Here is a 15,636-nt window from a genome sequence, read left to right as displayed (position 1 = left end):
TAACAAGCATGATTTTAAGTCTTTATCTTTCGAATGTCAATGAAAATAATTCTCAATGTCATTGACAATGAGAATTAAGTTGAAATAAACTAACAACGTATCAATATACATTGAAGGGGAAACGCTGCATGTTATTAAAAACAAATCAAGCAAAATGGATTGGATTATTTGTTGGAATCATTGCAGTCGTTATTTGTATTTGGGGGAGTATTATTTTCGGATATACAAATACAAGTTGGAAATTAGCGTTAGATGCTTTTTTCCATTTTAACGGTTCCAATGAACATATTATTATTCAAAATGTGCGTCTACCAAGGGCGTTAATTGCAGCAAGTGTTGGTGCTAGTTTAGCCATTGCAGGTTGCCTTATGCAAACTTTAACTAAGAATCCACTTGCTTCTCCAGATTTTATTGGATTAAATTCAGGTGCTGCATTCTTTATAGTTGTAGCAATTGTGATTTTTTCCGTCACATCATTATCAGCTTTCACTTGGATTGCCTTTTTAGGAACGGCAGTTGCAGCAGTACTAGTATTCGCTTCTAGTTCTTTAGGGAAAGAAGGGACAACCCCGCTCAAGTTGACTTTAGCGGGTGTAGCGATAAGCGCTTTATTTTCATCATTAACACAAGGGTTACTTGTATTAAATGAAAAAGCGCTGGAGGAAGTTTTATTTTGGCTTGCTGGATCTGTACAAGGGAGAAAGCTAGAAACATTACAATCCGTATTCCCATACTTATTAATAGGTTGGATTGCATCTCTTATGATGGCAGGGAAAGTAAATACATTGATGATGGGAGAAGACGTCGCGAAAGGACTTGGACAACGAACAATTTTAATGAAATCATTCGTACTACTTATTATTGTATTGTTGTCGGGTGGTTCAGTTGCGGTTGCTGGCCCAATAGGATTTATTGGAATTGTTACTCCGCATCTTGCCAGATCTCTTGTTGGAGTTGATCACAGATGGAGAGTACCCTATAGCGGCTTGTTAGGTGCAATACTACTAATCTTGGCTGATATAGCAGCAAGATACGTCATTATGCCACAAGAAGTACCAGTAGGGGTTATGACAGCATTTATCGGGGCCCCATTCTTTATTTATATTGCACGTAAGAGAGGGCTTAGCAAATGAAGAAGTATATTCCGTTTCGTATAGGAAAAGATGGGTTCTCGTTTTTAATGTATAAACGAGCTATTCTAGTCTTATTAAGTTTACTAGCTATTTTAATAGGGTTATTTTTTGCCAGTGCAGGGATGGGCGATATGAAAATTGCTCCTTATGATGTATGGCAAGCAATTACTGGAAATGGCGATGCGATGTCAAATATGGTTGTAAATAAATTTCGTATGCCGCGTATCTTAATTGCGATTCTTGTAGGAATTGCGCTTGCGGTAGCGGGCTGTATTTTACAAGGGCTCGTTCGAAATCCACTTGCTTCTCCTGATATCATTGGAATCACAGGTGGTGCAAGCGTAGCGGTAGTACTCTTTTTAGCGATATTTAGTGATAAAAACAATGCGCTAACAGTAAGCATTCATTATATGCCGCTCGCAGCTTTTGCTGGTGCGACGATTGTTGCGTTTTTTGTATATTTATTTGCATGGAGAAATGACGGGTTATCACCAATTAGTCTTGTTTTAATTGGTGTTGGATTTTGGGCATTAACGAAAGCGGCAACGACTTTATTTATGTTGTTAGCCCCAATTTATCAAGCGAGTCAAGCGAATGTATGGATTACAGGTACTGTTTATGGTTCTTCATGGCAAAATGTTATGGTACTTGCACCTTGGGTACTCATTTTAACGATCATATCATTTATCGCCGCTAGACATTTAAATGCACAAGAGCTAGGGGATGATATTGCAGTAGGACTCGGTGTTCCTTTAACGAAGTCGCGCGTATTCATGCTACTACTTAGTACAGCTTTAATTGGTGGAGCAGTCGCTTTCGCAGGAGGAATTGGATTTGTCGGTTTAATGGCACCTCATATTGCACGAAGATTAGTTGGCTCTTTCTACGGTGCATTGCTCCCAGTTGCGGCGATTATCGGTGCAATTTTAGTACTTGCTGCAGATTTAATTGGGCGTACAGTTTTCGCGCCACTTGAAATTCCAGCAGGTGTATTTACATCAGCGATTGGTGCACCTTATTTTATATATTTACTTTATAAAAGTCGGAATTCATAAAGGGAGATGAATATGCAAAAAGCATTGGAGACGAAACGTTTGACGCTGTCTTATGGTGAAACAATTATTATTGATGAGTTGAATTTAGAAATTCCAAAAGGTGAAATTACAATCTTTATCGGTTCTAACGGTTGTGGAAAATCAACTTTATTACGTTCACTAGCTAGATTGTTAAAGCCAACAACTGGGGACATTTTGTTAGATAATCAAGCAATTCAAAGTATGCAAACGAAGCAAATTGCTCGTCAAATGGCGATATTGCCACAAGGGCCTCAAGCACCAGAAGGTCTTACCGTATTGCAACTTGTAAAGCAAGGGCGTTATCCATATCAAACATGGCTGAAGCAATGGTCAGAAAAAGATGAGGAAATGGTCCAGAAGGCACTTGCAGCAACGGGTATGACAGAATTTGCTGAGCGTGATGTGCATGTCCTTTCAGGTGGACAACGTCAACGTGCTTGGATTGCAATGACGCTTGCACAAGATACAGATATTATTTTACTTGATGAGCCGACTACATATTTAGATATGACGCACCAAATTGAAGTATTAGATTTATTATTCGAATTAAATGAAACAGAGCAAAGAACGATTGTTATGGTATTACACGATTTGAATTTGGCATGCCGTTATGCAGATAATATTGTAGCAATTCAAGATAAACAAATATATGCACAAGGTAGGCCTGAAGAAGTGGTAGACGAAAAGCTAGTACGTGATGTATTCCGAATGGAGTGTCAAATCAGTACAGATCCGTTATTTGGAACACCACTTTGTATCCCGCACGGAAGAGGAAGACGATTAGTTAAAGAAGTTGCTCAAGCAATGAGATAGCGAAAAAAGACGATGAGGATTCATCGTCTTTTTTATTTTTGGCAAGAAAATAGTAGAAAGAGGGGAATACGTAAACGTCGTTCATATTCTTCTTCACTCTGAAAATAGGTTTGATTTGGTGTAGCTTCTTTTAAGTTTGTAATGGTAAATCCGGCCTGTTGCAATAATGTGAAATACTCTTCCGTTGTACGATGATATTTAATAACTTCTTGATCAATCCAGGGTTCAACACGTTTTCCTGTTTTGAAGTAATCATCAACGAGCCAACTCGTTCTTTTGCCACTCCTTTGCAAGCTTTCAAATGAAGAGGTAATAATAGGATGTTGAACACTAAAGGTGAAAATTCCATTTGGTTTTAAAGTTTGGTATACATTTTGAAAAATGATATGAAGATGTTCAATATAATGTAAGGCGAGTCTAGATGTTACTAAATCAAAAGTAGAAGGTGGGTATGTGTAGTCTTTGAGGTTTAAAAAATGAACGGTGCCATTTTTATTTTCTAGTTGTTGTACTGCTTTTTCATACATAAGCTCGGAGCCTTCAATGCCGGTGTAAGAGTGGCAGTCCTTTTCTAATAATTCCACACCAAACTTAGCATCGCCACAACCTAAATCGAGAATTTGTTTTCCTTTTACATCGCCAATGAGCTGACAGAATATCGGCTTCTCAATTAATTCATTCGGGCTATTTTCTCGATATCTTCGTTTCATATATTGTTCAAAAAATCCTTCGTTATTATATACATCAGATTCTGTAAATGCCATGTTCGAAAACCTCCTGAATATTTTTTTAATTCTATCAAATATGAAAAGTAAAAGATAGATTTCTTGTAAGGAATCATTTATAATTTAAATTTGTAAGCGGTTACTTTAAACTATTTTTCTATAATAAATTCTGAAAACATGTTAAGCTAGTAAAGGGATTATTAGAACTATTAAGATAATAATTCGCTTACATGAACGATGGGAGGCTTCACGATGTCTAGTAAAACACTTGCGAAATTTTTAGAAGAGAATTTAGAGGATTTAAAATCAAAGGGGCTTTATAACGTAATTGATCCGCTTGAAAGTCCAAATGGACCGATTATTACGATTGGCGGAAAAGAATATATTAACTTATCTTCAAACAACTATCTTGGATTAGCGACTGATAATCGCTTGCAAGAGGCAGCAATTGGTGCGATTCATAAGTACGGCGTTGGAGCAGGAGCTGTTCGTACGATTAATGGTACTTTAGATTTGCATATTAAATTAGAAGAAACAATTGCGAAGTTTAAACATACAGAAGCAGCAATTGCTTACCAATCAGGATTTAACTGTAATATGGCAGCGATTTCAGCTGTTATGGATAAAAATGATGCGATTCTTTCAGATGAATTAAATCATGCATCTATTATCGATGGTAGTCGTCTATCAAGAGCAAAAATCATCGTTTATAAACATTCTGATATGGAAGATTTACGCCAAAAAGCAATCGCGGCGAAAGAATCAGGTCTTTACAATAAATTAATGGTTATTACAGACGGTGTTTTCTCAATGGATGGAGATATTGCAAAATTACCAGAAATTGTTGAGATTGCAGAAGAGCTAGATTTAATGACATATGTAGATGATGCACACGGTTCAGGTGTACTTGGAAAAGGCGCGGGAACTGTAAAACACTTCGGTCTTTCTGATAAAGTTGACTTCCAAATTGGTACATTGTCAAAAGCAATTGGAGTAATTGGTGGATATGTAGCAGGGAAGCAAAACTTAATTGATTGGTTAAAAGTTCGTTCACGTCCATTCTTATTCTCTACAGCGTTAACACCAGCTGATGCAGCAGCTTGCATGAGATCAATTGAAATCTTAATGGAAAGCACAGAGTTACATGATCGCCTATGGGAAAATGGTCGCTATTTAAAACAAGGGCTAAAAGAACTTGGCTTTAACATTGGAGAAAGTGAAACACCAATTACGCCTTGTATTATTGGTGACGAAGTATTAACGCAAGAATTTAGTAAACGTCTAAATGAAGAAGGCGTATATGCAAAATCTATCGTGTTCCCAACTGTAGCAAAAGGAACAGGTCGCGTTCGTAATATGCCTACAGCAGCTCATACGAAAAAAATGTTAGACGAAGCAATTCGTAAGTATGAAAAAGTAGGGAAAGAAATGGGTATCATTTAAGTAACGACATCTTTTGAATAGCTTGCAAATGAGGAGTGGAAAAAATGAAAAAAATTCTAGTAACCGGTTCTTTAGGGCAAATTGGTTCTGAACTAGTAATGAAACTTCGTGATGTATACGGTGCATCGAACGTTATTGCAACAGATATTCGTGAAACAGATAGCGAAGTAGTAAAGTCTGGTCCATTTGAAACGTTAGATGTAACAGATGGACAAAAGTTACATGATATTGCAAAGCGTAATGAAGTAGATACAATTATTCATTTAGCAGCTTTACTTTCAGCAACAGCAGAAAAAAATCCATTATTTGCTTGGAATTTAAATATGGGCGGACTTGTAAATGCATTAGAAGCAGCACGTGAATTAAACTGTAAGTTTTTCACACCAAGTTCTATTGGTGCATTTGGTCCATCAACGCCAAAAGATAATACACCACAAGATACAATCCAGCGTCCTACTACGATGTATGGGGTAAACAAAGTAGCAGGGGAATTACTGTGTGATTATTATCATCAAAAGTTTGGCGTTGATACGCGCGGTGTACGTTTCCCAGGCTTAATTTCTTATGTAGCTCCTCCAGGAGGCGGAACAACTGACTATGCAGTTGAGATTTATTATGAGGCGATTAAAAAAGGCACATACACCTCATACATTGCAGAAGGAACATACATGGATATGATGTATATGCCGGATGCTTTACAAGCGATCATTTCATTAATGGAAGCTGATCCAACTAAATTAGTGCATAGAAATGCGTTCAACATTACAGCAATGAGCTTTGAGCCAGAGCAAATCGCAGCGTCAATTCGTAAACACATCCCGACGTTTACAATGGATTACGCAGTAGACTCAGCTCGTCAAACAATCGCGGATAGCTGGCCAAACTCTATTGATGCAACAGCAGCAATGAAAGAGTGGGGCTTTAAAGCAGAATATGATTTAGACAAAATGACAACTGACATGCTGGCTAAGTTAAAAAAAAAGCTTGCAACTGAGTTAGTGATGAATTAAAAGGAAGGGTCGATTCTTAGGAATCGGCTCTTTTTATTTGTATTTTGGGAATATGCAAATAATTACAAATGTGATAGAATGAGTTAATTTGTGTGTAAAGGGGAGACAGGGAATGGAGAAATGCAACATGCAAAGAGTTGATGTCGTATATGCACTAATACATGACGAAGAAACAGATAAAATATTAATGGTACATAATGTAGAACAAAACGTTTGGTCATTGCCAGGCGGGGCTGTGGAAAAAGGTGAAATATTAGAGGAAGCACTAATAAGAGAAGTGAAAGAAGAGACAGGTTTAACTGCTACGTTAGGTGGACTTGTTGCGATCAATGAAAAATTCTTTGAAGAATCAGGGAATCATGCGCTATTTATTACATTCCGAGTGAATGTAGTAAAAGGTGAACTTATTGCGGAAGATGAAGGTGAAATTTCTGCAATAGAGTGGGTGGATCGAAAAATTGCGAATGAGCGCTTCCCATACTATGACGGAGGATTTGAATCTTTATTAGAAGTAGCCATTCCATACAAGTTTCAACCAGAAACAAAGTAATTGAACGAAAAAACAGGAGCCACAAGGCTCCTGTTTTCTATTCAATCGTCTTCAGTAATAGCTTTTTCAATAATGGTTTAATCTTCAGGCGTAAATCTTCAGCGTGATTAGCCACTAAGAAGTGATGGTTATAAATGTTTTTCATTAATTGATAAGTCGCTTCTTTCGCTTCGCCTTCTTCGATGAAGATACCGATTACTTCCATACCACTTTTACGCGCGAGTTTAACCGCTTCGTGCGTATCTAAAATTCCGTCTTGTTGATAGTCTAACGCAGAAGGCTCACCGTCTGTGAAGACTAGTAGGAATTTGTGTTTTTCAGGTCTTTTCGCAAGTTTTTCAGATACGATGCGAATAATATATCCATCGCGGTTATCTTCTTCCTCTCGAAGTTGCATAATTTCTGGACCGACGTTTGGTAAAGTTGAGTTTTTATATGTCACAACCTCATGGATAACGTTCGGCTTATCTTCAGGTTTAGCACTAGAAGCATCTTCCCAAAATCCACTAATAGCGTGCGGAATTTTTAAAGATTTTAAAGCTTCATGGAATAGGACAACACTCTTTTTCGTTTCTTCCATTTTGTTATACATAGAACCAGAGCAGTCGACTAATAGTTGGAATGCAACGTCGAGCTCTTGTGACTCTTGTCCTTTTTTATAAAACATGCGTGGTTGTTTTTCTGTATAAATACGAAGGAATTTCTTACGAAGTCTTCCGTAGTATTTATCACTATTTGCATTCGTTTTATTTTCAATCGTTTTCTCGATAATTTTCTTTAATTCTTTTACATCTTTATTAACGACTGATTTGATAGCTTGGTAATCTTTTTTCTCGTCAGGATTTGCTTTACGAGCTTCTTTAAATGTATGAGAGGCACCAGCGTTATACTTACCGTATGCACCGTCGTTTTGACTAGAAGCATGAGACGCTCTTGCTTCTTCTGTATCAGCACCATCAAAGTTGGATTGTGTACTTTTTTGGGAAGTACCTTGTACAGAACCAAGAGCTTGATCACCATCTTCTGATTCGCGAGCAGTATCACCCATCATATTTGTTTTTGTTCCGCTTTCTAATTCGAAGCGTAAAAAGTTCTCATTTTCATTATTTTTATTTTCACGGTGCCATGTGGAGAAGCTTTCATCCATTTTGTTTTTATTATCGTCATCATCTACGAGCTGCGTATCATCATTTGCTAGATCTTCGACGCGGCAGTTCTTTTCATCTGCAATGACAGATAAATAGAGCGGGGCATGTCCAAAATAGTTGTTAAGCATATCACTTTCAAGAAGTCCTTCTAAGCGATAGCGGATTTTTTCAACGATATACATAATGTCTTCTGTATTACGAGCTTGGAATGCTTCATGCAAAATTGCTTCAATTTGCTCGAAATATTCATTATTAAACATTTCATATTTATCGCTCGTTAATGAAAGATAGCATAGACAAAATAGACGATCACCGTGATAGTTACGAACGCGGTTTATTTCATTTTGTGAGCCGAAGTAATTGCGGTACATTTCTTTTCGGCGTTTAAAAACATGCTTTGTCCCAGGACGTAGATTTTTGACGATTTCCTCGACACGTAAATCTTCTAATAGAACAAATAATTGTGTTAAGAACTTTTTTAGGGGTGATTCTTGTAATTCAATTGCATAAGAACGAATTAAAGTCATGTCCGAGTAATGTTTATTACCAAGTGCTTTTAAGAACACTTCGCTTTTTAATCCGATTACGGTATCTTCTTCTTTTCGATCATCCCAAAAGTGACTAATGACAACCTTTTTTTCAATTTCGTCGTAGTATGCTTTATAGCCATATTCAAGATAAGCATCGTCTTCTTTTAGAAGGGCATACATTAAGTTTTCCATTTGTAGAAACAGCGACGCATCAATTTTTTTGTCACTAAAAATTTGTCTCATGAATTATCCCTCAAAGAAATAACTTTCTGCTAATTCACGGACAGTCATTTGTTCTGTTTCATCATTTAATTTTGCAATAATGCTTCGCTCAATAGCTCTCATAACAGGAATATATACACCTAAATCACATGCGTCGATAATACCACGAATACTTGCAGCTTCTTCACTTACACGTCCATCACGAGCTAAAGGCATAAGATCGCTTGCAAATGCAACGAATTTTTCAATTGTTGGAGTATCTTTTAATTTTGATTCTGCTAATAATAGTTCTTTTAATGTATCACCTTGAATGTAAGGAACTTCAATAATAACGAAACGGTTTTTTAATGCTTCGTTTAGTTCACTTGTTCCAACATAGCCTTCGTTAATCGCAGCAATTACGCGATATTCGTCATCACCGTATACAACTTCTTGTGTAAATGGGTTTGTAATCATTTTACGGTAATCTAATGCACCATGAAGAAGTGGTAACGTTTCAGGTTTTGCCATATTGATCTCATCAATATATAAGAAATGGCCGTTCTTCATAGCCTTCATAAGAGGGCCGTTAACGAATGAAACTTCAGATGCACCATCTTTCGTTTGCAATGTGTTGTATCCTAAAATACCTTCTACATCTAAGTCGACAGAACAGTTAATGCTATGCATTGGTTTTTGGAATAAAGAAGAAAGAGTTTCCGCAAGTACTGTTTTACCACTACCAGTCGGTCCTTTTAATAGAATGTTTTTACCAAGAAGAAGAGCTGTAATAGCATCTTCGATGATGCTGTTATCAGATGCTTTATATATTTTCTTTCCAATTAAATGTGCATTTTCGCCAGCTTCTTGTTTATTTTTTTCGTGAATTGTAGAAAGTTGCTGCTTTAAATCAGCATGTATATGAAATTGTTCTAACATGTATTTCCCACCTAACATTATTTTCATAAAGTAATACATCTTATGATAACTTGTTTTTATATGGTATGCAAAGAAAAGGAGAGAGAGGGGAAATGGAAAAGAAAAAACAATCAATATTATATTGATTGCTTATAGTAAAGGAGAAATGAGTCGCATGAAAGACTCTAATATTCGTTTTTTGATACTTCTTTTTTGGAACGAGTTCCATTTAATTTCAGTGGAATGCTTAAAGTCTTCTTCAAAATCTCGCTTAATATCATGCACAGTTTCTGATTCGTAAAGTACGCTTATAATTTCATAATTCAATTCAAAGCTACGTACATCCATATTTGCGGTGCCGACTGTTGCAATTTTATCATCAACGAGTACAATTTTGGCGTGCATAAAACCATCTTTATAACTGTAAATGGAAGCACCGGCTTTTAGAAGTGGAGTGAAATAGGATTGAGATGCTTGATCGCTAATAATACTGTCACTTTTACCTGGATATAAAATGCGTACATCTATTCCGGAAATCGCACTTAAGCGTAATAATGTTAAAGTTTCTTGATCTGGAATAAAGTATGGTGTAGCGATCCAAATAGACTTTTTTGCAGAGCCCATAACAGCTAGTAATGTATTACGAATACTTTTATCGTCTGAGCTTGGCCCACTTGCGACAATTTGAACAGCACCTTCTGCATTCGAAATTTCTTTGCCAGGGAAGTATTGTCTATTCATAAATTGTTTCCAAGAATACGTACTCAATCCACTAGAAGCATAGAGCCAGTCCTCTAGAAAGATTGCCTGTAATTTATACAATGCTTTTCCTTCTATTTTTAAATGACTATCACGCCAAACAGGGAATTTTTTTGAACGGCCAAGATATTCATCACCGACGTTGAGTCCCCCAGTAAAACCGATTTCACCATCTACAATAACGATTTTACGGTGGTTACGATAATTGACTGTTTCAAGTAACCAAGCTGAAAAAATAGGGTCAAATTCTACAATTTCAATACCAGCTTCTTTCATAGGCTGTAAAAATCGTCTTCTTAACGTATTACTTCCGAGCCCATCATAAAGGAAGCGTACAATAACACCAGCTTTTGCTTTTTTTACTAACGCATCTCGTACTTTTGTACCAATCTCATCAGATTTATAAATATAGTATTGAATATGTATATGATGTTTTGCCTGCTCGATAGCTTGCAATATTTCTGAGAATGTTTGATCTCCGTTTGTTAAAAGTTTTGTAGTTGTTCTATCTGCGGCAGGACCGCCTCCAAATTTTTGCACGACTTCTGTTAAATGTACGGAACGTTCATGTAACGGGACTGTGAGTGATAATTCTAATCTTCTTCCTTCTAATATTTCACGAAATAATTTTCTTTGTTCTTCTGAACGATGGAGATGTTTTTTTCTTCTCCAACGGCTACGACCGAAAATAGAGTATAAAAGTACCCCGATAATAGGTAGAAGTGCTAATACTAAAAACCAAGCTAATGTGCTTTGGGGAGACCTATTTTCGATAAAAATAACGAATGAAATCCCTACGATTGTGATAGACCATAGGACACCGACAAATGTATATAACGAAATAGCCGATATATTTAAAAGTAAAAGAACGATAGATACAATTGTAAATACTAATAATAATTGAACGATAGGCTTCTTCATTTTTATATAATTCCTCTAATCTTTCTTAAATATAGACTTTTTAAATAGGAGATGTAATGTAACATAATATCTTTATTATAAGGTGTTTTGTGTTTTTTACAAAACGTAGGTATTTCCCTATACTCTCCGCATTTGTCCTACATACAGTATATTGTGACGTTTTTATATAAAAAAGGAGTTGAATAAAATGTATGGTCGTCCAATTGGAGGATTTGGTCATGGGGGATATAGTTATCCATATTACCAGGATTATTCTTACTATACAGGTTATCAACAAGATCCATATTATTCATACAACACCTATTAAGGTGAGAAAATTGAAAAGGAGAGGGGAAAAATGAACTATATAGAACATAACGGAGTGTATTATCGTAATCATCATGGGGGGCACCATCATAACGGTGGACATAATCACTATGGTGGACACGATCACTATAACCATCACGGTCATGGATGGGGTGGTGGCTCATGGGGCGGCGGATTTTTCCCAGGAAGTTTTGCTGGTGGAGTATTAGGAGGACTTACAGCTGGCGCATTAACAGGTGCAACAAGTGGGGGCTATTATCCAGCACCGTACCCAGTAACATATCCAGCACCATATCCAGTGCCATACCCAGGTTATCAGCAAATACCATATCAGTATTAAACTAAAAAAGAGGTGATCCTCTTTTTTTAGTTTAATACTGTATTTATTTATAAAATACTTCCAAAATAAAGGCCAAAACATGTTAATATTTTATTATCATAATTCAAAAACGTAGATGCCAATTTATATTTGGGGCATTTAGATTTACGACTTACTATTCATGCAAGTAAAGAGATTAGGTACGAGCAGAATTAGTAAGACATAGAAGTTACATAGAGCAAGTTAAATGAATGCGGTATAATAATATGAGATAATTAGAGAGAGAAGAAGCTACTATATATAATTGAAATGATATTATATTGCTTTTTGTTACAAATAATATTATGTTATTTTAATCGGTCTATTTCAAAACGTGGTTTATGTAAAGGGCCATTATTAGAAAATGAAATATCTCTATTTCTATGAAGAGAAACAAGTTGTGTTTTAGTCAGATAGGAAGCAAGGAGAGATGCGCATGCTAGAACAAAGAGGTCATGCATTGTATGACTCTTCTTTGCGAGATTTAAAGTTAGCATTAGATGAGTCTTCAATTGTTGCAATTACAGATCGAAAAGGTCTTATTACATATGTAAATGATAAGTTTTGTGAAATCTCCAAATACAAAAGAGAAGAGTTAATAGGAAAAGATCACCGTATTTTAAACTCAGGATATCATCCGAAAGCATTTTTTCAAAATTTATGGAAGCGTATTTCGAATGGAAAAGTATGGAGAGGTGAGATTCGAAATCGAGCAAAAGATGGTACATATTATTGGGTTAAAACAACAATTGTTCCATTTTTAAATGAAAAAGGAGAGCCATATCAGTTTATTGCGATCCGAAATGATATTAGTAGTAGAAAAGAAGCAGAACAAAGATTGCGATTAAGTGAAAGTCGTTATAGAGAACTTGCGTATCAGGATGCTTTAACGAACTTACCGAACCGTTTACAGTTAATAACGACTGTTAACGAGCTGATTGCAGAAAACATAGAATTTGGTATGATTTACTTTGATTTGGATCGTTTTAAATTAGTAAATGATACGCTAGGTCATATGATAGGAGATTTACTTTTAAGCGAAGTTGCTTCACGGTTGCATTATGTGTTAGGAGAGAAAGATGTTCTGGCTAGACTTGGTGGAGATGAATTTGTACTGTTAACAAACCATCATACACAAGATGAGATGAGGCAGCTAGCGACATCTGTATTGTCATGTTTTCAGGCACCATTTATGTTGGAAGGTCATGAAGTATACATTTCAGCTAGTCTAGGACTTTGTTCATATCCACAAGATGGACAAGATGTGGAAACATTATTGAAAAATTCGGATTTAGCTATGTATAGTGCGAAAGAGCAGGGGAGAAACGCTGCGTGTTTCTTTACAGATGAGTTACGTGCAAAAATAAATCGTAGAATGAAAATTGAATTTGCTTTGCAAAAGGCAATTCGTGATGAAGAATTAGACGTGGCGTTACAACCTATTATTGATTTGAAAACGAAGAAATATACTGGGATTGAGGCCTTAGTACGTTGTACGACAGAAGAAGGACCTATTTCTCCCAGTGAATTTATTCCTATAGCTGAAGAGTGTGGACTTATTATAAAATTAGGCGACTGGGTATTAGAAAAGTCATGTCGATTGTTTAAAACATTGCCAGAGTACCAAGACGGATTAAGATTATCTGTTAATTTATCGATACAACAATTAATGCAAAAGCGTTTTATTTTGTCTGTACGTAGTATTTTAAGAAGAACAGGTTTTCCTCCGAATCGTTTAATTTTAGAAATAACAGAAAGTATTGCTGTTCGCCATTTTGATTATATTATCGCTACATTACAAGAAATAAGAAGTATGGGTATTTTAATTGCTTTAGATGATTTCGGAACGGGTTATTCTTCTTTATATTATTTAAAACAACTCCCACTTGATATCGTAAAAATTGATCGTAATTTCATTCGTGAATTTCATTACGATCACGCACAACCAGAACGAACGATTGTAAAATCAGTTATTGAAATTGCTCATAGTTTAAATTTAGCGGTGGTTGCTGAAGGGATAGAAACAGTAGAACAAGAAAGTTTATTACAATCCATGGGCTGTGATTACGTACAAGGATTTTATTATGCAAAACCTTTATCTGTAGGAGAGTTAAAAGAAAAGTTAATTACAGATTTTTAATAAAAAAGAGAAGCCAGAAGCTTCTCTTTTTTTAATTCGTTTTTTGTGAGTCTTTCATTAGTACGGGGTAAAGAATCAGACCCAATACAAACAATCCAATTCCTAAGAAGAACGTTTTTAAATCAGCAGTTCCCGTTTTGATAACCCAAAGGGAGTATACCAATGCCAGTATAGTAATGATTCCATCTTTTACTCGAGATCCTGGCAGTATATCATATGTCTCTCCTGTAATAACTAATTTTAATTGGTACAAGGTAGAAACAAGGTATGGAATTAAATACGCTAATGTTGCTACGACGATAGCGAAATTATATGCTTCTGAAACAGTACCAGAAATCGTTGAAAATAAGAAAATTTGCGTCATCACATTTGTAATAAATAATGATTTTGAAGGACTACCTTTTTTATTTGTTTTGCCGAAAAACTTAGGGAAAAGTCCATTTTTTGCTGCCTGATAAGGTACTTCTGAACTTACAACGATCCAGCCAACGGTAGATCCAAATAAAGATACAAGTGCGAGCAAAGCCATTATATATGCGCCTTTATTGCCAATCGCTAAATTTAATGCGTCAACTAATGGTTTTTGAGATTCCTTTAAAGCATCTTGTGGAAGAGCTCCCATTGTAAGTAAAGTAATTGCCATGTAAATAACAAGAGCGATAATTAGACCGAAAATCGTAGCTTTTTTCACATCGCGTTGTGATTTTGCACGATTTGAAAGCATAACTGCTGACTCAATTCCGATAAACGCCCAAAGTGTTGCAATAGCAGCTGAATTGATTTGTCCACCTAACGAGATAGATTGTCCAGCTTCATTCATAAATGTTTGACCGTCTCCGAAATTAGAGGCATTGAAAATGAATAATGTAATTACAATAAACATTGTAAATCCAATAATTTTTGCAATGGTAGCAAGAAGGTTCATATTTCCAGCTCGATCAATATTTTGAGAAAGAATATATTGAATTCCCCATAACATAAGGCTACACACGATGAAAGTTAATCCTTTTCCGACCTCTAGTGAAAATCCATTTATTGAAAAGAGAACTTGCTTACTTTGTAAAACAGGAAAGAAGGTTGATAAATATCCTGCAAAAGAAATAATTACAGATGCTGTTGCAGCCCAGTTCGCAGCCCAATATCCCCATGCCATACTATATCCTGCAACTTTACCCGCTTTTTTTGAAGGAAACATTGCTTGAGCGTAACTTTGTGGTCCAGCTTTCAATTCTGGCTTGCGAATTGCTAAATTTCCAAATACGAGTGCAATCATAAATACACCAAGTCCTGTAATACTCCATGCGAGTGTAGAACCCATTGGACCTGATACTTGTGCTAAATTTGCTGGGAGCATAAACACGCCACCGCCAACCATATTCCCGATAACAAAAGCTGTTAAAATCCATAATCCCCATTTTTTCGTTTCCATTTTTGTTAACTCCTTTGTAGTAAGTTTTGCGTAAACATCATTTTTTACTAGCTTTTTGGCAATAAAAAAAGAGCCATGTAGATAAAAAATACCTACATGGCTCTTTGCCTAACGTAGGTACAACGGGAATAACCCTTGTACCTACGCGTAATTTTTCCGCTAGGTTTCAAGGGTTA

The 15,636-nt window shown here is 36.1% G+C and carries 13 protein-coding genes; 8 read left to right on the top strand and 5 right to left on the bottom strand.

Annotated elements, in window-relative coordinates:
• Nucleotides 1-128: 128 nt before the first annotated feature.
• The 3 genes from COC96_RS07815 to COC96_RS07805 are packed head-to-tail and all read left to right on the top strand — an operon-like array spanning nt 129 to nt 3,022.
• Nucleotides 129-1,133, top strand: coding sequence for a FecCD family ABC transporter permease (locus COC96_RS07815; protein WP_098768624.1), 1,005 nt, complete (start codon nt 129-131; stop codon nt 1,131-1,133).
• Nucleotides 1,130-2,188: a FecCD family ABC transporter permease gene (locus COC96_RS07810; protein ID WP_098269243.1), complete on the top strand. Its 1,059-nt coding sequence runs from the start codon at nt 1,130-1,132 to the stop codon at nt 2,186-2,188. Before COC96_RS07815 ends, COC96_RS07810 begins: the two co-directional genes overlap by 4 nt.
• Nucleotides 2,189-2,200: 12 nt before the next feature.
• Nucleotides 2,201-3,022 carry an ABC transporter ATP-binding protein gene (locus tag COC96_RS07805; protein ID WP_098768623.1) on the top strand — a complete coding sequence of 274 codons (822 nt, stop codon included), beginning with the start codon at nt 2,201-2,203 and terminating at the stop codon, nt 3,020-3,022.
• Between the two features lie 32 nt (nt 3,023-3,054).
• Here the strand turns inward: COC96_RS07805 and COC96_RS07800 are convergent, their stop codons facing one another.
• Complete coding sequence (locus COC96_RS07800) at nt 3,055-3,786, bottom strand: class I SAM-dependent DNA methyltransferase (protein ID WP_098269241.1); 732 nt, start codon at nt 3,784-3,786, stop codon at nt 3,055-3,057.
• Between the two features lie 213 nt (nt 3,787-3,999).
• On the opposite strand from COC96_RS07800, the gene COC96_RS07795 reads away from it, so the two are divergent.
• The 3 genes from COC96_RS07795 to COC96_RS07785 all read left to right on the top strand — a co-directional run bounded on the left by COC96_RS07795 (nt 4,000) and on the right by COC96_RS07785 (nt 6,750).
• Entirely contained in the window at nt 4,000-5,190 is a 1,191-nt protein-coding gene (locus tag COC96_RS07795) for a glycine C-acetyltransferase (protein ID WP_098768622.1), read from the top strand.
• Between the two features lie 44 nt (nt 5,191-5,234).
• A complete protein-coding gene (locus tag COC96_RS07790) occupies nt 5,235-6,200 on the top strand; it encodes an L-threonine 3-dehydrogenase (protein WP_098768621.1) in 966 nt (321 codons plus the stop codon).
• A gap of 127 nt (nt 6,201-6,327) precedes the next feature.
• Entirely contained in the window at nt 6,328-6,750 is a 423-nt protein-coding gene (locus COC96_RS07785; RefSeq protein ID WP_098768648.1) for an NUDIX hydrolase, read from the top strand.
• 37 nt (nt 6,751-6,787) lie between these two features.
• Here COC96_RS07785 and COC96_RS07780 read toward each other — a convergent pair whose 3' ends face one another.
• The 3 genes from COC96_RS07780 to COC96_RS07770 all read right to left on the bottom strand — a co-directional run bounded on the left by COC96_RS07780 (nt 6,788) and on the right by COC96_RS07770 (nt 11,227).
• Nucleotides 6,788-8,671, bottom strand: a complete 1,884-nt coding sequence (locus COC96_RS07780; protein ID WP_098269239.1) for a vWA domain-containing protein — start codon at nt 8,669-8,671, stop codon at nt 6,788-6,790.
• Nucleotides 8,672-8,674: 3 nt separating this feature from the next.
• The gene (locus tag COC96_RS07775; protein ID WP_098768620.1) at nt 8,675-9,568 is read right to left on the bottom strand and encodes an ATP-binding protein; all 894 of its coding nucleotides are present in this window, start codon (nt 9,566-9,568) and stop codon (nt 8,675-8,677) included.
• A gap of 129 nt (nt 9,569-9,697) precedes the next feature.
• Complete coding sequence (locus tag COC96_RS07770; protein WP_098269237.1) at nt 9,698-11,227, bottom strand: cardiolipin synthase; 1,530 nt, start codon at nt 11,225-11,227, stop codon at nt 9,698-9,700.
• A gap of 337 nt (nt 11,228-11,564) precedes the next feature.
• Here COC96_RS07770 and COC96_RS07765 point away from each other — a divergent pair, with 337 nt between their 5' ends.
• Together COC96_RS07765 and COC96_RS07760 are read left to right on the top strand one after the other, a co-directional pair.
• Complete coding sequence (locus COC96_RS07765) at nt 11,565-11,873, top strand: cobalt transporter (RefSeq protein ID WP_098269236.1); 309 nt, start codon at nt 11,565-11,567, stop codon at nt 11,871-11,873.
• A 454-nt stretch (nt 11,874-12,327) separates the two neighbouring features.
• Nucleotides 12,328-14,031, top strand: coding sequence for a putative bifunctional diguanylate cyclase/phosphodiesterase (locus tag COC96_RS07760; RefSeq protein ID WP_098269235.1), 1,704 nt, complete (start codon nt 12,328-12,330; stop codon nt 14,029-14,031).
• Nucleotides 14,032-14,062: 31 nt separating this feature from the next.
• Here the strand turns inward: COC96_RS07760 and COC96_RS07755 are convergent, their stop codons facing one another.
• Nucleotides 14,063-15,460: an amino acid permease gene (locus COC96_RS07755; protein WP_097905294.1), complete on the bottom strand. Its 1,398-nt coding sequence runs from the start codon at nt 15,458-15,460 to the stop codon at nt 14,063-14,065.
• Nucleotides 15,461-15,636 lie beyond the last annotated feature (176 nt).

Origin of the sequence: Bacillus cereus (assembly GCF_002577405.1) — a bacterium.
GTDB classification, from domain to species: domain Bacteria; phylum Bacillota; class Bacilli; order Bacillales; family Bacillaceae_G; genus Bacillus_A; species Bacillus_A cereus_AU.
The sequence above is the reverse complement of the archived record's forward strand: the minus strand, read 5'-3'. Positions and strand labels throughout refer to the sequence as shown.

Excerpts from the sequence above, each read along its gene's own strand:
- COC96_RS07815 (WP_098768624.1), top strand. The coding sequence starts at position 129 with ATGTTATTAAAAACAAATCAAGCAAAATGGATTGGATTATTTGTTGGA.
- COC96_RS07810 (WP_098269243.1), top strand. The coding sequence starts at position 1,130 with ATGAAGAAGTATATTCCGTTTCGTATAGGAAAAGATGGGTTCTCGTTT.
- COC96_RS07805 (WP_098768623.1), top strand. The coding sequence starts at position 2,201 with ATGCAAAAAGCATTGGAGACGAAACGTTTGACGCTGTCTTATGGTGAA.
- COC96_RS07800 (WP_098269241.1), bottom strand. The coding sequence starts at position 3,786 with ATGGCATTTACAGAATCTGATGTATATAATAACGAAGGATTTTTTGAA.
- COC96_RS07795 (WP_098768622.1), top strand. The coding sequence starts at position 4,000 with ATGTCTAGTAAAACACTTGCGAAATTTTTAGAAGAGAATTTAGAGGAT.
- COC96_RS07790 (WP_098768621.1), top strand. The coding sequence starts at position 5,235 with ATGAAAAAAATTCTAGTAACCGGTTCTTTAGGGCAAATTGGTTCTGAA.
- COC96_RS07785 (WP_098768648.1), top strand. The coding sequence starts at position 6,328 with ATGCAAAGAGTTGATGTCGTATATGCACTAATACATGACGAAGAAACA.
- COC96_RS07780 (WP_098269239.1), bottom strand. The coding sequence starts at position 8,671 with ATGAGACAAATTTTTAGTGACAAAAAAATTGATGCGTCGCTGTTTCTA.
- COC96_RS07775 (WP_098768620.1), bottom strand. The coding sequence starts at position 9,568 with ATGTTAGAACAATTTCATATACATGCTGATTTAAAGCAGCAACTTTCT.
- COC96_RS07770 (WP_098269237.1), bottom strand. The coding sequence starts at position 11,227 with ATGAAGAAGCCTATCGTTCAATTATTATTAGTATTTACAATTGTATCT.
- COC96_RS07765 (WP_098269236.1), top strand. The coding sequence starts at position 11,565 with ATGAACTATATAGAACATAACGGAGTGTATTATCGTAATCATCATGGG.
- COC96_RS07760 (WP_098269235.1), top strand. The coding sequence starts at position 12,328 with ATGCTAGAACAAAGAGGTCATGCATTGTATGACTCTTCTTTGCGAGAT.
- COC96_RS07755 (WP_097905294.1), bottom strand. The coding sequence starts at position 15,460 with ATGGAAACGAAAAAATGGGGATTATGGATTTTAACAGCTTTTGTTATC.